Source organism: Pedobacter frigidisoli (genome assembly GCF_032678525.1).
GTDB lineage: Bacteria > Bacteroidota > Bacteroidia > Sphingobacteriales > Sphingobacteriaceae > Pedobacter > Pedobacter frigidisoli_A.
In genome coordinates this window covers 830,546-851,234 of sequence record NZ_JAVTSE010000001.1, presented here as the reverse complement: position 1 = coordinate 851,234, position 20,689 = coordinate 830,546, and the positions used below count along the sequence as shown (strand labels likewise).

Sequence of the window (20,689 nt, the reverse complement as noted above, 5' to 3'; positions counted from 1 at the left end):
TACTCATCACCTTCACGGAAGTTCAGTATTTCTTCAGAATTGGTTGGTTACTTTGTACCTTAATCCCTGATCATAATGACCAATGTATTCAAGGGCCGCTATGCTATACTAACCGGCTTCATTATTTACTTTCTGTTATTTTCTTTCATCGTCCGCACCATACTATTTATAGCCTCGGTACAACATGCCGATTTTAGTATTTCAGATGTACTGCGTTTTTATGGGGTGGGCTTGTTTTTCGATCTGGGAACAGCAATCATTATTAGTTCACCTTACACGCTTTACCTGCTGGTTTTACCCGAAAGTGTATACAGGCGGAAGTGGAACGTCATATTAACCAGGATTATACTTTCTTTATTCATCTTAATTACACTCTTCTCTTTTTTTGCCGAGTTAACTTTCTGGCAGGAATTCCAGAGCAGGTTTAATTTTATTGCTGTTGATTATTTAATCTATACCTATGAAGTAATCAATAATATTAATGAGTCTTATCCCCTTCCAATTTTATCGGGACTTATCGTACTCATTTCCACTGGTGTAATGTTCCTGTTCTTTCGTTTTAATGCATTTAAAAATAGTTTCGGGAGCAAAACAACTATAAAAGTGCGGCTTTATATTTCTTCAGCTCTGCTTTGTACAGCATTACTTTTTTCATTCTTCATTAAAAACAGCAACGCAGAATGTGGTAATAACAGATACGCAAACGAGCTAAGCAAAGCGGGGATTTATTCCTTTTTTGCCGCTTTCAAAAACAATGAACTAAATTATAATGAATTTTATAAGCTCATTGATAAAAAACAGGCGCTTTCAATTGTCCGCAATCAGCTGGCCCACTCTGATGTAACATTTGAAAAAGGAAATACCATTTTACGAAAGGTAGCAGGGACAGATTCGGCCTATAAGCCAAATGTAATTATGATTACGGTAGAAAGCTTAAGTGCCGACTTTCTGGCGCACTATGGCAATAAGCTCAATCTTACACCTAAACTCGATCAGCTGGCCGATCGAAGTGTATTCTTCAGCAATATGTACGCTACTGGTACCCGAACCGTGCGGGGTATGGAAGCCCTTACACTTGCCATTCCTCCAACTCCTGGCAGTAGCATCGTGAGAAGAATGGATAATGAGAATTTATATACTGTTGGCCATGTTTTCAATGAACAGGGCTACACCAATACATTTTTTTACGGTGGAGACGGATATTTTGACAATATGAACCATTTCTTCGGAAACAATGGTTACAACATTGTAGATCGTGGACGTAAATTGCTTAATGAGACTTACGAAGGTACAAGAACAATCATACCTGATGAAGAAGTGACCTTTGAAAATGCCTGGGGCATTTGTGATGAGGATATATTTAATGTGGTGATAAATGATGCAGATGAGAAATACAGACACAAAACTTTGTTTAATAATTTTGTGATGACTACCTCCAACCACAGGCCTTTTACTTTCCCTGTACATAAAATAAGTCTGCCATCCGGAACACGTGAAGCGGCAGTTCGTTACACAGATTATGCTATCGGCAAGTTCATAGACAATGCAAGTAGAAAGCCTTGGTTTAAAAATACAGTTATCATAATTGTTGCCGATCATTGCGCCAGTAGTGCCGGAAAAAACGAAATCGACGTTGCGAAATATCAGATCCCATGCATGATCCTCAACCTGCCACATCAACCGGTAATGAATATTAGTAAAATGACTTCCCAGGTTGACCTCTTTCCTACCCTATGGCATTTACTTGGCTGGAATTATACAAGTGAGTTCTTCGGACAAAATGTACTATCCGAACATTACCAGCCGCGGGCATTTATTGGTACCTATCAACGACTCGGTTATTTGAAGTCCGATAGTCTGGTTCTTTTAAGTCCACAGCGGAAGGCAGATACTTATTTATACAATAAAGTGACTAATGAGCAAAAAGCGGCGAAACTTTCGTCCGGTATAATCGATGAAGGAATTGCATACTATCAAACAGCTTTCGACCTGTTTAAGGATGGAAAGATGAGCATTAAGAAATAATCAATCCCAAATAAAAACCCTGTTGAATGGAAACTCAACAGGGCAATGAGATGATCAGAATTTAACCAAGCATCTTAGCAATTTCTTTTTCTATCGACTTCAATTCTTTAGGTTTCAGCTTTTTGGTGATGTCTTTATTATTTTCGGGATATTTCACACCAACACGTAAAGCCTTTAATCCGGAAACCCCCTGCAGCTCATCAAGTTCAAGCTGTTCAAGATCATCGTTCAAATAACCCTGAACCTGCATGTATTTAATGTACTCCATGTATTCCTTCGCTTCATCCGGATTAAAATAAACCATGGCAATTTTATGAGGCTGAGTCAGGCGCTCCTCTGTTCCCTTCACCAACACTTTATCAATACGCTTTTTTACCACTTCATAGCGAATGTTATAAGCACCTTCCACATCAAATCGACGTTCATCATTTCTAAAACTGATGTCAATTGCGTTCGAGTGGATAAAAATAAGCTGCGTGGTTTCCAACGGGCGAGGCATCTCTCCGATTAAACTTTTTGATAAACGGGAAATTTCTACCATTGAAGTGAGTTGCCACAACCTGATGTTTTTCAGATAAAGCAAATCAAAAGGCTTATGTGGCGCAATCTCCTGTCCAATGTAAATGTCGTACTCTACACCATCTGTTCTGAACTTGGCAAAATAACAAGGATAACTTGCCTGTAAGTTAGCCTGTGATTTTTCCAGATACTGACTTACTTCAGTATTTATCAACTGCATAGATACCTCAAGCTGCCTGCGGTTTGCATACGCAGCACCGGTTTCAGGTACAATTACTTCAAAATATCCTTCCACAATTTTGGCCGTTTCAGGATAGTTCCCCTTTATGATGGAAAGAAAAGGATAAACCTCTACTTCCAGAAACTCATTTAACTGACTTTCCTCATTCGAAGAGGCAAGGTTTCCAATGCGCTTAATCCAATCCTTACAGTTAAATAGCAGTTTATCAGTTAGCTCAAGTGTTACAGATTTGCGGATGGCCTTTAAAGCAGTCATCAAACTGTTCAACAATACGTTCAAATCATCTTTTAAAGCTCTGTTCCGCTCCGTAGTTGAGTTCCGGATATCAATAGCACCGAATAAAGGGTACATGTGCTTAAAAGTAACTGTTTCAATTTCTTTCACCTTACTGTGACTGTTCTGCTGCTGAAGGAAGTGCCATACCGCTTCATTAAACTTCCATTGAACCGATGGTTGCAGCGCAGTAAATTTATCCATCAACACCTCATCCATTTTAGCATCAAACTCTTCTATGCTGTACTGAAACATCTGACCAATCAGCGGCATCGCAGGACGTAAGCGTGAAAGCAATTTATCATCTACCAAAACTTCGTGGTTCGAGTAAACCTCCAGCACACCCGCCAGTTGCGTATTGTAATAAACTGGCAGTACTGAATAAGAACAAACTCCTGCGGCTTTCAATACCCGCAAGAAAGGATCTTTCTCAATCTGATCGTCATTGATGGCGCTGACAAAAATGGCCCTCGGATTTTCCTTATATTTGTCAACCAAAGAATAAAACACTTCTTCTTCAAGGTTAGATGCCTTTGCCGAGTTAATTAACATACTTTGCGAAAACTCCTTGTTATCAAAAACAAGCTTATTATTAACCGTTAAAAAAGGCATTAATCCAAATTCGAGATTTCCGTCTCCGCTCAAACTTTTTAGCGCCTGTATCACATGAGTATAGGCTTCTGTTTGGTAATTATGATTAACCAGCGCATCCCTGATGCCGTCAATAGCATGGTGCAAGGTTACATCGGTTATCGAAATGATACTAAAACCTTCGAAATGGAAGTTCTGCAGAGGCAGATTAGTGATCAGATATTCCAGTTCATTGTTGTCCTGAAAATATTGACTTAACTCTTCAAAGTTAATTTCGGGCAATTTTCCCTTATGCTGAATATCAACAAATTTGGTGTCCGTTTGAATATTGTAGTACTGAGTTAACTTGGTTTTCTCGTTTATATGGCCGTAAATAATCTCATTCCGCAAAACGGAAGTGAAATTATAAAAGCGATCAAGAATAATATTATAAATAAATTTAAGCTGCTTTTTCTCTACGGGTTCTCCGTCTTTATTCACCTTATTTTTAGGATCATGATCTTTAAAAAACTGGTAAAAAGCATTTGTACTGAAAAAAATCTGATCTGGAATAGGGGTACTGAGTGCCCAGAACAAATCTTCCTCATCGTCCATTAAAGGGGTGAGAATAGTAAAAATTAGCTCTAATGTATCTTTGTATTTAGCTAAGTCCTCCGCACTGATGTTGTTCAACAACACATCATCCTTTTCAATTTTTTGAAGCAAAAATCTGTAAAATTCTGATTTTACAGATTTTTCTGTTTTAAGCCTGTCTTTAAGGTACCGCACAAGTGGGCGAAAAGACAGCGAAGATTCTACCTGGCAACCTATACATTCGTTTTTATGTATTTTTATTACATCGGTATTCATTGTATATGTTTTGCTATAGTGTAAATGTTATAGTTAATCATTTGTTAATCTGCAACAAAGATAAACAGATAGTCAACCAACAACGGTCTTCCTAACGTAATACTTGGATAAAGCACCTACTACAACGTTACACAAATTTAGTACCTAAAATTTAACGATACGTACGGATACCATCCATCGGTGGAGTGTCCCATCACAAATCGCACAACTGTGAGTGATGCGGGCGCGAAATAAACCCCTCCACCAAGCCCGTGATGCCATGTTTGTGAGGCTTCGTCTCTTTTCCATACCCTCCCTACATCATAAAAACCCATTAAACCAACTTGTCCTGGTAAAACATAACTCACCAGGTCACCAAGTTTAGCCCTTAACTCCAGATTGTTATAAAAAACGTGCTCACCTGCAAATCTGAACTGGCGGTACCCAAGCAGGTTACCCTGTCCTCCTAAAAATAATGACTGATAGAAAGCGGGCTTACCCACCGTTACGCCCCCACCAAAACGGTCAGCCAGAATGAAGTTCTTTCTTCCGTCCAGATTTTTATATAACGAAATACTAGCCGTCAACTGACCAAATGAGTTGGAATATTTATTTACCCCCTTATAACCTAGTAATTTGAAATCCACGTAGCTTCCAAGTGTAGGAAGCAAATCGTTGTCACGGGTATTGTTGGTAAAGTTAACAATTGCACCGGCAAACATCTTTTCGTTTCGTACCGTCAAGCTATCTGATGAATGAAGTGCGCCGGCATTTAAGATGAACCGGCCATCATTATCCTCGCGGTTGAATTTATAATATTGATAAGACGGTCCGATCGAAAAGGTAGATTTAGGCCTTCTCCACCTCACAGCCGCATCAACCTGGTAAAGGTTAAAGCGGGCACGATAGTAACGGATTTCATCGCCATGCTCATCAAACTGCGTATCATTGCCCAGGCCGAAAAAGTTTTGCGTATTATTAGGCGCATAGGCATCACCTTTAACCACAATATCAGCCTTACCCAAAGCCTTTAACCACTCCCCTTTATAATTGAAACGGAATGCCCGTGTAGAAAAGGAATGTAGGAATGATAGCGTTTGAGAATTTCCCCAGGGCTGTTTCCTGAAACCCGGATTAGTCTGGTTATAGATCAGTCCCAGTAAAATACCGTCGTCATTATTGTAACCAGCATTAATCAAATAGGAATTCCTACGGTACATATCCTTAGGAATGTAACTAAAATTGGAGGTGTCGTTTGAAATCACTTTTCTCACCTTATCCTTATCTTCTCCCTGGTAGGTTGCTTTTGTAGTTCTGCCGTAAAGTCTTACAAAACCATTGCTTTTGGCAAAGTCATAGTATTTATCCCCCTTGCCGCCGATGATGCGAATTTTAATACCAGAATTTTTGTTATCCAATATCAGGCTATCGTTACCATTGTGCATGTAAATCCGAAGCTCACGCGTCACCTTCGGATCAAATTTTCTGTCGAACAACTCGTCTTTAATATTGCCTTCCTTCGAAATTTTATTGATCTTCACCCTCAAACCATTATTCTTAGCGTCAGTAATTTTAATGAGCTCATTTTTATTGGTCAGTTCAATATCAACTATACGATTAAAGAAATGATAGTATTCATTCATCATCTTAGGTAAATCAGCTATACGCTCCCTGAGTGTCGACAACAAGGCGTCGTGATGCAACGAATAACCTGGCTCCGGAAGTTTATGCAATGCCTTCTCAAAAACCTCATCGTTGTAATTGGCACAGAAGTCCTTAACAATCTGATCAAATTCTTCCTCATCAATATTAGCGGTCCACCGACTGCTCAACTCTCTTCCCTCCCACAAAAACCAGTTAATGTTTTTTATAGGCCTCTCATACCCCTGCATCATAGGCAATAGTGATGAAGATTGTGTATAACGCTGCAGAAAACCATCAGAACGATAGAAGACCTGATCACGATCTCTCGGAACCGGTGTATATTTCGAGCCATCTTTAGTCTTGGTTTCTTTCCAGCGCCATTGATCCTCATGCCTGTCCCAGTCACCTAGCAATACATCCAAAGCCCTGGCACGTACCCAGGCCGGACCATCCAGTTTGTTGTCATTATCATCCGTGAGCTTCTTATCCATTTTTGGTGAGCTATCCGATTCGCCTGCGGGCTCGCGTTCTTCAAAGAGACAAAGTGTATTGGCAAAGGCGGGCTCGAATTCACCTAAACCATCATCTGGTGATACCCAGCCAATGATCGGGTTAGTGTGAGGGATCTTCGCTGCTTTAGCCAGTTCCGGCACAACCAGTGCGGAGAAAGGATGTTGGGCAGACATATTGTCTTTAATAATATCCTTAGCAAAAGTATTTCTCAATGCTTCTGGCAACAGCACTTCCGGATATTTTTCAATACTCCTCAAAACATATTCTTTTCCGTTTTTATCTTCCAACCGCAATGAGCGCGATTGATTACCACCCCCTCGCTGAGTAGCTTTTAAACCGCCCATCATTTCTGAAATACGCAATACAGGCACTTTGGTTTTCGCAGCCCATTCTTTGCGGTAGTTCTCTCCGAAAACATACCGGTGAAAACGTCCTACGCTATCATATTCAGGCTTTACACGCACAGTAATACTGTCTGCCGTGATTGGTTTATCCCGGTTCCTCACTTTAGCGGGGATAGACTCAAATTTCTTGATATAACTGTACACCTTTTTCACACTGCTATCCGAATAGACATAATATTCGTAGCGCATGTCGTTGTTCATCAACTGATCAGCAACTACATAACCCTGTTGCATTTCATGGAATAAGGAAGTTTTTCCTTCTTTATTGGGTGATACTTTTGAACCTGAACCACTGATGATCTGTAATTGTTTGCCCTTTATCAGTTGTAAACCATGTTCGTGTCCGGCAACATAAGTTACATTAGGATAATCACCGAAAACACCGGTTATCGATTTAATCATATCCTTATATGCCGGATGGTTTAAATCTTCCGGGCTCAACAAAGTTGATCTCAACATGGGGTAAACTGAGCCCAAAACTGGTAACGGGATATATAAATTTTTTTTTAATGAGGTTAAAGGAAAAAGATGGTTCCTCAGATTAAAATAACCACCATGCGGCCCGTAACTTTGAAAAGGATGATGAGAAGCCAGCAATATCACCTTATCTTTATTTTGTTCCAGCAATTGCTCCAAACGCACTACTACTTCATCTTTGGTGCGGCAATCACATTCCCCGGCAGGGTTTGCTTTATTGTAGGGGAATAACCACCATTCGCTGTCGTAGGCAATGATCGTCAGCTTATCTGTAAGTTTAATAGCTACAGGATCCGGACAACCTCTATCAGGAATAAGTTTCAGCAAGGGATCATTTTGTGCTTTCAAATAATCATCCTGAGCTTTTATTTTCGCCAAACCCTTTGGCCCCGACTTATCCCAGTCGTGGTTGCCGGGAATAAAATAAACCGGCGCACCCATTTTGCGCATCGGCTCAAACTGCGATCTTAGAATCTTTTTTGTTTCTTCTTCCTCCATACTGCCTGGCAAGCCCATCCCCGTGGGATATATGTTGTCGCCGAGATATAGCACCGTAGTTTTTTTAGGGATAATCTGCCTGGCTGCATTTTTTAAATCCAGCATTTGTGCAGGATTCATTTCTCCGGCATCTCCAAAAAGAATAACACGATATTTTACATCATCCTGTGCCAAAACAGTAAACCGAGTAAATAACAAGATAATAAACAGGGTAAATTTTTTAATCATATTCAGGCCTTTGTATAAAGATAAGTATTTTAAACCTATTACTTTTTCAGTTTAAATAACAGGATATTTCCGGCAGCCAGTGTACCACCTTCATTAGAGATGTAGAGGTTATTGTCTTTATCAAAAGCAATGCCCTCGGGTTGATTGAAAAAGCTTCTTTTAAGGGGATAGGCACTTTTAATTTTAAATTCAGCATCCGTCACCAGCAGTAACTTATTGATTGATGATAAAATATACCATTCGCCGGTAGCTGGGTTTTTAGCTAAAGCCGATGGACGGAACTTAATTTTACTGTCGCCGGCTACTTCTGCAATCTCTTTAAATGGCAAACTATAAGTCTTATCGGATGTAAATTTACCAGCATTAAACTTGAATGAAAATACATCAGTTTGATTTGCTTTACCTTTCTTTACTTCCTTGGTCAGCACGAAAATCTTCCCAGCTTTCTCATCAGCGGCCAAGCCTTCGTATTCCGCTTTCGGCACCAAATCTTTTGTTTTTACCACGTTTTTAGCTTCTGCTCCGTTTATACCCGAAATCGGAAAGGTGTGAAGCTCGCCATTACTTTTCAAGACAATTACGTAATCATTAATGATAGTTACGTCCTCGTAATCACCTTTACCGCCAAATTTTGTAAACTTCGACTCTTTATCACTTAAGCCCAGATGAAACAAATCACCGTCTTCATCCTGAATGGCAAATACCTCCTTCGAGTCGCCTTTATGAAAAACGATACCCGAAATCTCAAACAGGTTTTGAGGCATGTTGTACTTAACCGGATCGTCAAGATCGTAAGGAAACGCCGTTGGAGCGGAAGCAGTGACTGATTTTTCTGTAGAAGATTGTTCTTCATGTTTTTCGTTCACGCAGGATGCTGCGACAAAAACCAATGCCGACAAGGCAAATGCGGTAGCTATTCTGTTTTTATTTTTTTTCATAGATGATTAAGCTTTTAAATATTCGTAAATGGCCTGTTGCGAAGCCACTTTTTTCTCGTTATTCTTTACAGGAACATTGTTCATTTCTGCATCAATAGTGACAGCCTGCACGTTATCTTGTTTCTGGATATTGATGATGTCTAAAATCTCCTGCATAATTTTCTGGTCCTTAATCGGAAAACAAACTTCTATCCTTCTGTAAATATTTCTGTTCATCCAATCTGCCGAACCCAGAAAAACGTCAGGATTTCCCTGATTATGAAATACAAAAACCCGACCATGTTCCAGGTACCGGTCTACAATTCTGATGATCTTAATATTTTCGCTCATGCCTGGCACACCTGCTACTAACCGGCAAATACTCCGCACAATCAGTTCTATCTTAACACCAGCCTGCGAAGCTTCATAAAGTTTACTGATCAAAACCTTCTCTTCAAGGTTATTCATTTTGATGGTTATCGCTGCTTCTTTTCCCAGCTTCGCCTGTTCAATCTCCCTGTCAATTAATTGTAGAAAGCGATCTTGCAGATTAAACTGTGCTACCAAAAGGTGTTTAAACTCAATGAAGTGACCAGGACCAGGTTTAATCCGCTTGGCCAGGAAAATGAAAAGCAACTCCACTTCCCTCAACATCTCCTTATCGGCTGTCATCAATATGTGATCGGTGTAAAATGCGGCAGTGCTTTCATTGAAATTGCCTGTAGCAAAAAGCCCCGCATAATGCATTCTTCCTTCCAGTTTACGTTTCACCAGGGCAACCTTGGCATGCACTTTCAATGCGGTAACACTATAAATAATGTTTACGCCCGAAGCTTTCATCTTCTTGGCCCATTTGATGTTGTTTTCTTCATCAAACCGCGCTTTCAGCTCAACCAGAACTGTAACCTTTTTTCCGTTCTTTGCAGCGCTCATTAAGGCATTTACAATCTTCGAATCGCTTGCTACACGATATAGGGTAACATAGATTTCTTCTACCGTGTGATCTATTGCTGCTTCAGCGAAAAACCGGAGGATGCTATCATAGCTTTGATAAGGCGTGTGAACAACAATGTCCTGTTTGTATATTGCTTCGTTCAGCGTACCATCGATGAAGCTTGTATTACAGATTTTTGCCCACGAGGGTTGTGATAGCTGATCGGATTTCACCGGAAAAGACATCAAATCTTTAAGGTTGTGATATTGTCCGCCCTCTATACTATTGGCTTTCTTCAGGTTGAAAACCTTTTTCACTAATGCCATCACATCATCCGGAATGTTTGGCTGATGTAAAAAACGGGTAGCCAGTCCCAAATCACGTTTCAAAAGTTGCTTTTCCAGTTGTTCAGATAAACTGCCCGAATATTCATCCTTCAAATCAATCTCTGCATCCCGTGTAATTTTGAAACTGTAACAACCCGTCACCTCTTGTCCCGGGAAAATCCGGTCGAGATGGTACCGGATAATATCGTCCACAAAAACCACAAATGTTTCTCCATCCTGATCTACCCTGTAAAACCGGGGCAGTTCATCTGAGGGGATGTTCAGCACAACCGTTTTACTTTCACCATTAGTCCGGAGCGAAACAATGAAATAAAGCTTGTTATTTGACGGAAAAAAACTGGTTTGTTCGGTTAAAATCACCGGCTGCAAAAAAGCCAGCACCTGACTCAGAAAATACTGCGTTACAGTTTTTTGAATCGCTTCCGGATAAGCTGCACCATAAATCAGATGAATATGGTGGTTTTTAAGGTCAGGGATAATATCCTGCGTTAATGCCTTTCCATAGCGTTGTTGCTGAGCTGAAATTAAATCATTTGCCGATTTTAAAAGATCGTCCTGAATTTTGATATCATTATCTTCCCTGTTGCTTAATTTTTCAAAAGCCAGCAAAACAGGCATTCTCACCCGGTAAAATTCATCCAGGTTTGAAGAGAAGATGGATAAAAACTTGATTCGTTCCAGCAGCGGCACTGCATTCCGCTCCGCCTCCATCAATATCCTTTCGTTAAACTTTAACCAGCTTAAATCCCTGTTGAAGTACGTTGTTGCAACCATTGATATCTTAAAGTTTTCCGTAAGCGGCATAGGCAATTACAAAGGCAAAAACCGCAGCAATCAAACCCCACATAAATATATTATAGGCCAGGCGAATAAGTTTGTATTTACGACCTAATACAACCCCTTGTGAGTATACATCGGTAATGAGCGTTCCGTAAAGGAAATCTGTATCATTCATTACCTTGATCATACCTTCAGTATAGCTTGGTAAACTCATTTTATAAAAATTCCCAAAAAACAGCAGGTTAACCTTTTTATTATCCATATCCTCTTTCGTAAATTCCCCTTTAGGAATAGAAGGGCGGGTAGAAAGTATCGACACGACTACACAGGTTAAACTTACTATGAGCAGAATGAAGGTGGGTATAATCAAGTTACCATGATCTTCCAGACGGCGGAGCAATAAACTCACAATCAGGGAAAGCATAATAGAGTTTACCGTAATTAAAATGTGTGCCTTATTATCGGCCATATCACTCAAACGCTGATTATTTGCAGAAGTTATTCTGAACATGGTTTCAATTCCTTTATCCGGTCTGCCGTTTTTCTCTTTTTTATTCTTTTTGCCCTGCACTACTGCCGGAGCAAAGTTTTTGGGTTCTTCCTGTTCAACCGAAATTTCTTCCTGAACGGTGAGCTTACTTTTCAGCTTGCTGATGTTGTCCTGCTTCTGATCGTTGAGCAACAAAATGGCATAGTCGGTATGGTAATGATGGGTTTCCATAAATTGAATATCCCTTCTACGCCATTCCTGTTTATTAATGTCTTTTTTATAGAGTAGCTCAGCCTCTTTATGCATCAGTTTACCTTTTTTACGAAAATCAGCTAAACCAAGGTGGAAAAGATCTGCATCGCAAAGAATTTTGTCGATTTGATTTTTAGGCGACTGCGGAATCTTGGTAGTTAAAATCGATTGCTTAACCTGGTTACGTATTTCCTGGTCAATCTGATGTTCAGCTAAAAACCCGTCTGCCAGTTCGGCACCCTTCTGTTCATGATTAACCAAATCTTCAAAATAACCTGTATCATGAAAATAAGCGGCTACTGTTACGGTAAAAAAATCCTTTTCATTCAGCTGATAATGATTGGCGATTTGCCGGGCAGCTGCAACAACCTCATTGGTATGCTCCAAATTATGATAAACCAGCCGCGGATCATGGTGCGTATGGAAATAATCTGTTACATAATTCTCCGCATCTTCCTGCAATTGTTTATAGTTCATAAGGTCGTTTTGATGGTGTTAAAGTTCTAAACTGAAGAAAATACATTTCCTTAAAATAACTTTTAGCTAAAATTGTTTTCCTTTTTTATGGTTTCTAAAAATACGCTAATTTTCAGTAAAACCTGATGAATTAATCAAATGATCAGTAAAGCCACTCTTTTCAAAAATAAGTAACTGAAAAGCAAAACATTCGGTTATGAAAGTCTTAAAATAGAAGGCAATAAAAAACCCCTAATTTGAAATTAAGGGCTATCATTATTTTTTGATTAAAGAAACCTATGTTGACCGGACGCTGCTTACATTACATAGAACTTATTGTAGCAGCGATAGCACTTATAACGTTTAATATTTATAAATGGCAATATCGACTTAAATAGAAAACCTCTGGGTATTCTGTAAGTTTCAAAATTTTTACATTTTGGGCATACAGGGGAAGATTTTACAACGGTAGATTTTTCTGTTGTAGTCATGATTAAGGAATAATAAGGATATGATAGTTGTTTGTATATCAAAAATATAAAATTATTATTTTAAAACACGCAAACAGAACTACAAATCTCTCTATTTCAACTACTTTTTAACTTATTTAAGCGAAAAACTGCTTTCAGAAAAATTTTGGAGGCAAAAACGACCTTTATCACCAAAAGGTGTCTAATAAATTAGTAATTTATCCGGAAATATGTTTCACCAGGTAAATGATAAAATTTTTGAGTCGTGTTTTTCCGATCAGATAGTTAAAAGATAGAATTCCCACTACTGCGCAGGTTATACCCGCTAAAACATCGAGAACATAATGATGACTGGTATACACTGCCGAAAACCAGATCCCAAGCATTACAGTTACGAAAAACACATTGATTGTACCGGATTTATTTTTGAGGCCATAGTAACAAACAATTACCGGGTAAGAGGAATGCAGGGATGGCATGGCTGCAAATACATTCGAACCCTTACTGTAAATACCCTGGAACAGGCTGATATTAAAATATTGGTCGAAGCGTGCTAAGCCAGCGGTATTGCCTGGAGTGTGCGCAATAAAATCAAAGCCATGCTCCTGTACATACCATGGCGGTGCAGCAGGAAAAAGATAGTATATCACAAACCCAATCAGGTTCACCCAAACGAAGGTAAGTGAGAACTTCACAAACTGGTCTCTGTTTTTAAAGAAGAGATAAGTGGCAAAAGCCAGTGGAACCGGCACCCACATCAGGTAGAAAAATCCTGTCAACACATCCAGGAAAACAAGGTGATGCAATTTCAAGTATTCATTAGGCGTAAGCACCATGCCTCCACCATTGATGCCAAACAGGCTTTTTTCTGTTTCATACAAACCCCTGATACGTACCTCATTGAACAGGTAATTGGGAAAGGCTTTCATGTAGTCGAACAATATCCAGTATACGATAAATATCGAAAAGCCTAAAATAAACCTGCGGGTATTTTCTGAAATAAAAAAAAGGGAACTGAAAATGAAGATTAAAACCAGCTGATCAACCTTAAAGCCAACGAGAACAACCGACAGCAACAAATAAGCCACTGCGATCAGCGCAACGGTGCAGACATTTCTGAACGAATAAAAACGGTTCTTAATCAAACTGACTTCCCGCACGTTATTTCTTTTCAAAGTTCGACCTGAATATATGATCCCAGAAAGTCCAGCTTACACCATAGCCTTTGGTCGAATCTGAATAATGATGTAACATGTGATGTTGCTTCAGCTTTTTCCAGAAGCCGCTTTTAAAATTGGCATGATGAAGGGCATAATGCACCATATCATAAAACAGGTAACCAATCATAAAGCCCGAAAAAAATGGATTCAGACCCGCTGCAGGCAATAGCCATTTAAACAGGAAATAGAAACCCAACGCCATCGGAATACTTGCCGAAGGCGGCATCACCAGCCGTTTCGCATCATTGGGATAATCGTGGTGTACACCATGAAAGATAAAGTGGATCCTTTTGCCAAATTCTACTTTTGGCTCATAATGGAATACATAACGGTGTAAAACATATTCGGTAATGGTCCAGATTCCAAGACCAACTAAAAACCAGCCCAGAAAATTGATTAAAGGTACTTCTAACTGGAACAAGGATTGCCAGGCCAAAAATACGATTACCGGAACATAAACGATAAGGGGTACGTAAAAACGTACTTTCGATAAACTTTCCAAAAAATCATTCTTAAACATCCTGATAGATGCTGAAGAATTAGAAACGAAATTCTTTTTCATGGATTTAAAGACATTAAATTTTGATACGCTCGGTTAAAGATTTTGTGGGCTCTACAGCATCATGCCCTTTTATTTCAACATATTTCACATTTGGAAGCCAGAATGAGCCCCCTTCAATTCTTAAAAAAATGCGGTCCAGCTGCATCTTTTTGTTGTTAATAGTTGCGTAAACATGGTATTTTTTATCCGTAGTCGATTTGTACAGGTACATGGGTAGTTTTTTGTGTGATGTAAATCTTAATTCAAACTGACCGTTTCCCAGGTTTTTGGTGAGAATGCCGTAGGCAAACTTCCGCTGAATATAACTTAGCTCTTTCTTTTCCCCGTTATCACCATAACGCATCCAGAAAACATTTACCGGTTGATCTTTCACAACCTCACCGTTCTTATCTATGTTGAGCTGACAGATGATGGTATTCGTGTTTGGATCACGCTGTACGTAAAACAGCTGGTTATTGATGCCTTTTGGTGTAGGGAATGTCAAAGGCGAAGGATCATCCTGTGCATGGGCATTACTTACAAAGCCTAATCCCGAAGCCAGCAGCATTCCAATAAGCACTGCCGCCTTAATTCCTCCATTTCTTTCTTTGCGTTCCATCGCTTCAAGTCCTCTTTTTGCATCCTGCAAACGATTAACTGCAGTGATATTGGTCATTACCGCCATCAGGGTAATTGGCATGGTGAATATCGACATGGTTTCAAACACATGAAAAGAAACCCCGGGAATAAAAATTTTGTAATCCCCCCCCAGAAAATGTCCGGCAACCCCGCAAGCGATGGCAAAAACACCAATCGTTACAACCCGTTCAGGGCGCTGCATCAGCCCTCCTTTACACTCTACTCCCAGGCCTTCTGCCCTTGCGCGGGTATAACTCACCATCATCGAGCCAATCATCGCAATAAAAGCAAACAGTGAGCTAAGGAAATAATGATGAGAAACCAGGTAATAACAAATCCCCAGGAACATAATCATTTCGCTGTATCGGTCTAAAACAGAATCGTACATGGCCCCGAATTTTGAACTCATGTTTCCCAAACGGGCTACCTGCCCGTCGAGCATATCAAATAAACCGGCAAAAAGCACCAGTGCTCCCCCCCATCCAATGTATGACATATCGCCCCGATTGGATTTCTCTGCTCCCATAACAAAGATGATGGCTACGCCAATATTAAGCAGTAAGCCAATGGTGGTAACCATATTCGGCGTGAGCCCCAGTTTAATTAATCCTTTAACAAAGGGATTGATAACTGTATATATGCCTTGTTGCAGGCGATCTCTCATTTTCATTTTCTTCAATTTAAAAGTCAAATTTAACCCGCGCCCTTATGCCCCATTCAGAAACATCAGGATGATCAAGATAATTGAATCTTTTCACCAAATCAATTCTTAACAGCTTAAATATATTTCCTACGCCTACACTTCCCTCCATGTAAGGTTTACTTCCCAATGAGTTGGTGCGTTGCAAACCATTTTCAAATGTTGGGAACTGGTACACGCCCGTGCTCAGCGCTGGATTGTTCTCATCCCTCAATCCGCCATAAAGGGCTTTAAATGATAGTACCTCTCTCAGCTTCAGTTTTTTGATTAATGGTAATTTATTAAAAATGAAGCCATTAAAATTGTGATCAATGTTTACACTTACGTAATGGTCACTTACAAACTCCAGGAAGTTCATAAGGTTATATGAATTAAGCTGATAAGCATAGGTTTGGTTCGCCCGGTGTATGGCCAGCAACGGAAACGGAACCTTTCCGGCTATATACGATCCCTCTACTGAGAAATCGCTGTAGCCAAGTTGCGAAAGATAAAAACGCTTATCAATACTGCCCATCAGATTATGATAATTGTATTCGCCCCCCAATACGCCTTTTAACCCGGCGGTATAGCGTAAATTAAACACCGGGTAACGGTCGGCAATAGGCACCCTGTAAATTTTTCCCTGGTAAAACTTCTCATTTGGTGCATACCTTAACTGCAATGAAATTTCGCTTGTGGTCAGGCGATCAATCTGGCGGTTGTTTGCGTCAAGGTATTTTAAGCCACCAGCAGGAGTCTGACTCCATTTCTTCAATCCCAGGCTGTAAGAAAAGTGGTTCTCAAATTCCTTTACATAATCAAAACGATAGAAATCGTTGTAAAGCAGCATGTCGTTTACTCCTCTTTTAAACGATAGCAGAAAATTATCTTCCTGTACAAACTGAAGCTCCTGGCCGGGAATTTTAGTATCCCGCTGAAAACTGGCTCTCAGGTAGTTTTGCGGAAATTCATAGATAGACTTGTTGTTCAGGGAATAAGTTGCCGATAAGAAGTATTTCCATTTCTCATCTTTTATTCCATAAGCTACATAGTTTTCAAAATAATAACGCTTGCTTAATTCAGGGGTAGTCCTTCCCCCAATCCGCAGCCTTAAACCTTCCACATTATTAAAACTGTAGAAAGTATTTACCGGCCCGATCTCATAAGGCCCCAGATTTTGATAACCTGCAAATAGCAGGGTTACAATTTTCATGGTTCGTTTAAAGGAAGGCAGATTTTGCAGTGTATCGATATTACCATAAATCTTAAGCTGATTTTTAGAAATAGTATCCAGCCTGTTCTGCTCCCAAAACTGATCGCTCTTTTTATCTGCACCAGCCACTACAACCGTACTTTTCCCGGTGAAAACAGTATCAGGCAATTTAGCATCGAATTCATAATTTTTAAAGGTCACCGTTCTGTCGCCGGTAAAGCCAATACCTTTGGTTTTACCAACACCGAAATTGGCAATCAGGTTGCTTTTCGATAAACTGTACTTGCCGCTGCTGTTCGGCTCAAAATTGAGATTGATCTTTAAAGCACGTACAAAGTTAAGATTGATGTTTTTGTTGACCCCAAAAGATGCTCTTGTTACCGCGTAGTGCTTGTCGTTGGTAACATAAATTTTCCCTTCAAACAGCATATCGGTTGTATTCCGGGGTGTAAACGACAGCTCTATTACCTCTGGCTTCTGGGTTTTAATGGTATCGGTAATAAAGAATTTGTAAAATGCAGGAGCACCATCCGATATGGGACTGAGAAACTCGTTGCTCACTACAGAAATGTTGTTTTTATAGATATCAATATCCTGATACATGCGCTCAAGATAAGTTTTCATACCCTTGTTGTCGATGTAACGGCCATCAAAGTTTACCTGCTTCTCGCCTAAAATCACCGTCTTGCTTTTTTCCGGTGATTTGCTCAGGTACAGATCAGATAATCTTTCCTGAATATAAACGGGTAACAGATTTTTACCGCCAACGAGTGTAGAATCCTGTTCCTGAAACAAAAACTGGTAATTCCGGAACATTTTCTTTTTTTTGAATTTATCAGAAAGGTTGCTTACGGAGAAGAGCATTTTCTCATATTTTTTGAAAGCGACGGTGTTATAGCTGGTAATCCGGTTTTCATCTTTATGGGCAATCACCTGCCTGATCAGTTCTACTGCGGGGTTGTCTTTGTTGCGGTACCGTACTTTCTTACCTCCAATAACCACTACTTCATCAAGTGATTTTGAATCTGAAGCCAAAAAAACATTGATCTCCTGTGTAGCAGAAGGTATTACCGATCTGTTCACACTAAGGTAGCCTACATAATTAAAACTCAATGCCTGCTGCGCTGAAGGAGAAACAATGGTGTATTTTCCGTTAATATCTGTTTGGGTAGCAATCCTGGTGTCTTTAAAGAAAACAGTAACATTTGGTAAGGTTTCTTTAGTAGTGGCATCACACACAGTTCCCGATACTACGGTTCGCTGCGCAACAGCATTAAACTGCAGCATTAAGCAGCATAACACAGATAAAAAGAATAAACTGATGGCTTTCATTTAGCTTGTAAAAATAAACTGCCTTTGCATGATGTAATTGTAACTTAAGCCAGTTATTACCGATATAATTATTTTGGAGAGTACGTAATTGAGATTGAAAAAATGGGTAAGGAGGTACACACCTGCTGTAACAATGACAAGGTTGCCTACCCATACCAGGATGTAACGGGCAATTTGCCTTTTCATATTTAGCGTCTGGCTTTCGAACACCCACTTTCGGTTTACATAAAAGTTAACCACACCACCGCTTACAGTTCCCAAAACACTTGCCAACACATACCATAGGCCGAGAAAATTACGGGCAACTACGGTAATAGAAAAGTCGACGGCTGAGGCAGTCAAAGAAGATCCCTGTGCCTTTATATAAGTGAGCAGAGCCATTTACAGCAGATTGAATAGCAATATAAACTGAAGAATCAGGTTGGCATAAATACCTGCCAGCACATCATCAGCCATCACGCCCCACCCTCCCGGTAAAGCTTCAAGCTTTCGAATGTAAAGGGGCTTCAAAATATCAAAAAACCTAAAAAGTATAAGTGCGATAAGAATGTAAGGCCATTTCAAAGGGATATATAAAAGTGCAATACACATCCCAACAACCTCATCTATTACCACTCTTTGATGATCTTTCCCCCAGATTTCTTCCACCACGTTTCCACTGTATATGCCTAATACCAGCAAAAACATGGTGGCTAGAAATGGCCATAAATATGGATTGGTATAATCGGTCTGGAAAAGCCACCAAAAAAAGCAGGTAGCAACAGCCGCAACTGTGCCTGCACCTTTTCCAATGTAGCCAATTCCCAGACCGGTTGATATGATTTTATGAAAGAACACTATGCCGTTTCGATCACTTCTTCTTCATAATCCTGACCTAAATGGGTAATCAGGTCTTCACCCATAATGTAGCGTAAGGTATTCTGAAGTTTCATTAATTGTTTAAAAATATCATTCTCAGCAGGTACACCAGGAATAGTTTGTGGTGATTTCAAATAGAATGATAACCATTCCTGTACGCCCGCCATGTTTGCTCTTTTAGCCAAATCAATAAATAAAGCCAAATCCAGTACAATAGGCGCAGCTAAAATTGAATCGCGGCAAAGGAAATTAATTTTGATCTGCATTTTATAGCCTAACCAGCCGAAAATGTCGATATTATCCCAGCTCTCTTTATTGTCACCGTGAGGAGGATAATAGTTAATTCTGATTTTGTGGTACATATCACCATATAAATCAGGGTTAAGCTCAGGTTTGAAGATGTCTTCCAGTACACCCAATTTCGAAACTTCTTTCGTTTTAAAATTGTCCGGATCATCTAAAACCAAACCATCACGGTTTCCTAAAATATTATCTGAGAACCAACCATTAACACCTAATGAACGCGCAGCAAGGCCTGGAGCAAGAATGGTTTTCATTAATGTCTGACCTGTTTTAAAATCTTTACCGGCAATCGGTGTGTTGGTTTCTCTCGCCAGTTCAATTAATGCAGGAATATCTACAGTTAAGTTCGGGGCACCATTGGCGAAAGGAATACCCAATTTCAATGCAGCATAAGCATAAATCATACTTGGTGCAATGCGGGCATCATTATCTTTTAATCCCTGCTCAAAAGCAGCTAATGATTCGTGAACCTCTGAAGCTTCGAAATAAATCTCGGTAGAACCACACCAAACCAAAACGATACGGTCACAGTTATTGTCAGCCTTGAAGTTTTTAATGTCTTCCATTACCGCTAAAGCCAGATCATAACGGTTATCGATATCTTTAATGTGCGTACCATCAAGGTTCTTCACATAATTTCTGTCGAAGGCCGCTTTCATAGGTTTAATCGCCTGCAACTCCTCTTTCACATCACGCAATAAATTGGCATCAAGCACTCTCGCATTCATCGCAGCCTCATACACATTGTCTTCATAAACGTCCCAGCCACCAAATACTAAGTCCTCAAGATTGGCCAAAGGCACAAAATCCTTAATCTTAGGTTCTTTTTTTTCTGTTCTTTTACCAATACGGATCGTGCCCATTTGTGTAAGCGAGCCGATAGGTTTAGAAAGGCCTTTTTTTACCGCAGCCACTCCAGAAATCATTGTCGTAGCTACCGCACCAAGCCCTGGCATTAATATTCCAAGCTTTCCATTAGCTGATTTTACTTGTTCTGTCATTTCTATTTTTATTAAA

At 39.8% G+C, this 20,689-nt stretch carries 13 protein-coding genes; 1 reads left to right on the top strand and 12 read right to left on the bottom strand.

Features of this window, described 5'->3' with window-relative positions; genetic code table 11:
* Positions 1–75: 75 nt before the first annotated feature.
* Positions 76–2,025 (top strand): LTA synthase family protein, encoded by a 1,950-nt coding sequence (locus R2Q80_RS03560; RefSeq protein WP_316798267.1) that lies wholly within the window; start codon positions 76–78, stop codon positions 2,023–2,025.
* Positions 2,026–2,086: 61 nt separating this feature from the next.
* Here R2Q80_RS03560 and R2Q80_RS03555 read toward each other — a convergent pair whose 3' ends face one another.
* The 12 genes from R2Q80_RS03555 to R2Q80_RS03500 form a co-directional block, all read right to left on the bottom strand.
* Positions 2,087–4,498, bottom strand: coding sequence for a GAF domain-containing protein (locus R2Q80_RS03555; protein ID WP_316798266.1), 2,412 nt, complete (start codon positions 4,496–4,498; stop codon positions 2,087–2,089).
* 137 nt (positions 4,499–4,635) lie between these two features.
* The gene (locus tag R2Q80_RS03550) at positions 4,636–8,241 is read right to left on the bottom strand and encodes a BamA/TamA family outer membrane protein (RefSeq protein ID WP_316798265.1); all 3,606 of its coding nucleotides are present in this window, start codon (positions 8,239–8,241) and stop codon (positions 4,636–4,638) included.
* A 38-nt stretch (positions 8,242–8,279) separates the two neighbouring features.
* The gene (locus R2Q80_RS03545) at positions 8,280–9,179 is read right to left on the bottom strand and encodes an SdiA-regulated domain-containing protein (protein WP_316798264.1); all 900 of its coding nucleotides are present in this window, start codon (positions 9,177–9,179) and stop codon (positions 8,280–8,282) included.
* A 6-nt stretch (positions 9,180–9,185) separates the two neighbouring features.
* Positions 9,186–11,213 carry a polyphosphate kinase 1 gene (gene ppk1, locus R2Q80_RS03540; RefSeq protein WP_316798263.1) on the bottom strand — a complete coding sequence of 676 codons (2,028 nt, stop codon included), beginning with the start codon at positions 11,211–11,213 and terminating at the stop codon, positions 9,186–9,188.
* A 7-nt stretch (positions 11,214–11,220) separates the two neighbouring features.
* Positions 11,221–12,438, bottom strand: coding sequence for a Pycsar system effector family protein (locus tag R2Q80_RS03535; protein WP_316798262.1), 1,218 nt, complete (start codon positions 12,436–12,438; stop codon positions 11,221–11,223).
* A gap of 667 nt (positions 12,439–13,105) precedes the next feature.
* Positions 13,106–14,062: a phosphatase PAP2 family protein gene (locus R2Q80_RS03530; RefSeq protein ID WP_316798261.1), complete on the bottom strand. Its 957-nt coding sequence runs from the start codon at positions 14,060–14,062 to the stop codon at positions 13,106–13,108.
* On the bottom strand, positions 14,049–14,669 hold the full coding sequence (locus R2Q80_RS03525) for a sterol desaturase family protein (protein ID WP_316798260.1): 621 nt from the start codon (positions 14,667–14,669) through the stop codon (positions 14,049–14,051). Before R2Q80_RS03525 ends, R2Q80_RS03530 begins: the two co-directional genes overlap by 14 nt.
* Before the next feature lie 13 nt (positions 14,670–14,682).
* Positions 14,683–15,957: a DUF4833 domain-containing protein gene (locus R2Q80_RS03520; RefSeq protein ID WP_316798259.1), complete on the bottom strand. Its 1,275-nt coding sequence runs from the start codon at positions 15,955–15,957 to the stop codon at positions 14,683–14,685.
* Positions 15,958–15,967: 10 nt separating this feature from the next.
* Entirely contained in the window at positions 15,968–18,511 is a 2,544-nt protein-coding gene (locus tag R2Q80_RS03515; protein WP_316798258.1) for a DUF5686 and carboxypeptidase-like regulatory domain-containing protein, read from the bottom strand.
* Positions 18,512–18,892 (bottom strand): GtrA family protein, encoded by a 381-nt coding sequence (locus R2Q80_RS03510; protein WP_316798257.1) that lies wholly within the window; start codon positions 18,890–18,892, stop codon positions 18,512–18,514. It abuts the gene before it with no gap.
* Positions 18,893–19,348, bottom strand: a complete 456-nt coding sequence (locus R2Q80_RS03505; RefSeq protein ID WP_316798256.1) for a phosphatidylglycerophosphatase A — start codon at positions 19,346–19,348, stop codon at positions 18,893–18,895.
* Positions 19,348–20,673: an inositol-3-phosphate synthase gene (locus R2Q80_RS03500; RefSeq protein ID WP_316798255.1), complete on the bottom strand. Its 1,326-nt coding sequence runs from the start codon at positions 20,671–20,673 to the stop codon at positions 19,348–19,350. Before R2Q80_RS03500 ends, R2Q80_RS03505 begins: the two co-directional genes overlap by 1 nt.
* Positions 20,674–20,689: the final 16 nt, after the last annotated feature.

Coding starts and splice junctions, on each gene's coding strand:
- R2Q80_RS03520 (WP_316798259.1), bottom strand. CDS start 15,957: ATGAAAATGAGAGATCGCCTGCAACAAGGCATATATACAGTTATCAAT.
- R2Q80_RS03500 (WP_316798255.1), bottom strand. CDS start 20,673: ATGACAGAACAAGTAAAATCAGCTAATGGAAAGCTTGGAATATTAATG.
- ppk1 (WP_316798263.1), bottom strand. CDS start 11,213: ATGGTTGCAACAACGTACTTCAACAGGGATTTAAGCTGGTTAAAGTTT.
- R2Q80_RS03535 (WP_316798262.1), bottom strand. CDS start 12,438: ATGAACTATAAACAATTGCAGGAAGATGCGGAGAATTATGTAACAGAT.
- R2Q80_RS03525 (WP_316798260.1), bottom strand. CDS start 14,669: ATGAAAAAGAATTTCGTTTCTAATTCTTCAGCATCTATCAGGATGTTT.
- R2Q80_RS03510 (WP_316798257.1), bottom strand. CDS start 18,892: ATGGCTCTGCTCACTTATATAAAGGCACAGGGATCTTCTTTGACTGCC.
- R2Q80_RS03555 (WP_316798266.1), bottom strand. CDS start 4,498: ATGAATACCGATGTAATAAAAATACATAAAAACGAATGTATAGGTTGC.
- R2Q80_RS03515 (WP_316798258.1), bottom strand. CDS start 18,511: ATGAAAGCCATCAGTTTATTCTTTTTATCTGTGTTATGCTGCTTAATG.
- R2Q80_RS03560 (WP_316798267.1), top strand. CDS start 76: ATGACCAATGTATTCAAGGGCCGCTATGCTATACTAACCGGCTTCATT.
- R2Q80_RS03550 (WP_316798265.1), bottom strand. CDS start 8,241: ATGATTAAAAAATTTACCCTGTTTATTATCTTGTTATTTACTCGGTTT.
- R2Q80_RS03545 (WP_316798264.1), bottom strand. CDS start 9,179: ATGAAAAAAAATAAAAACAGAATAGCTACCGCATTTGCCTTGTCGGCA.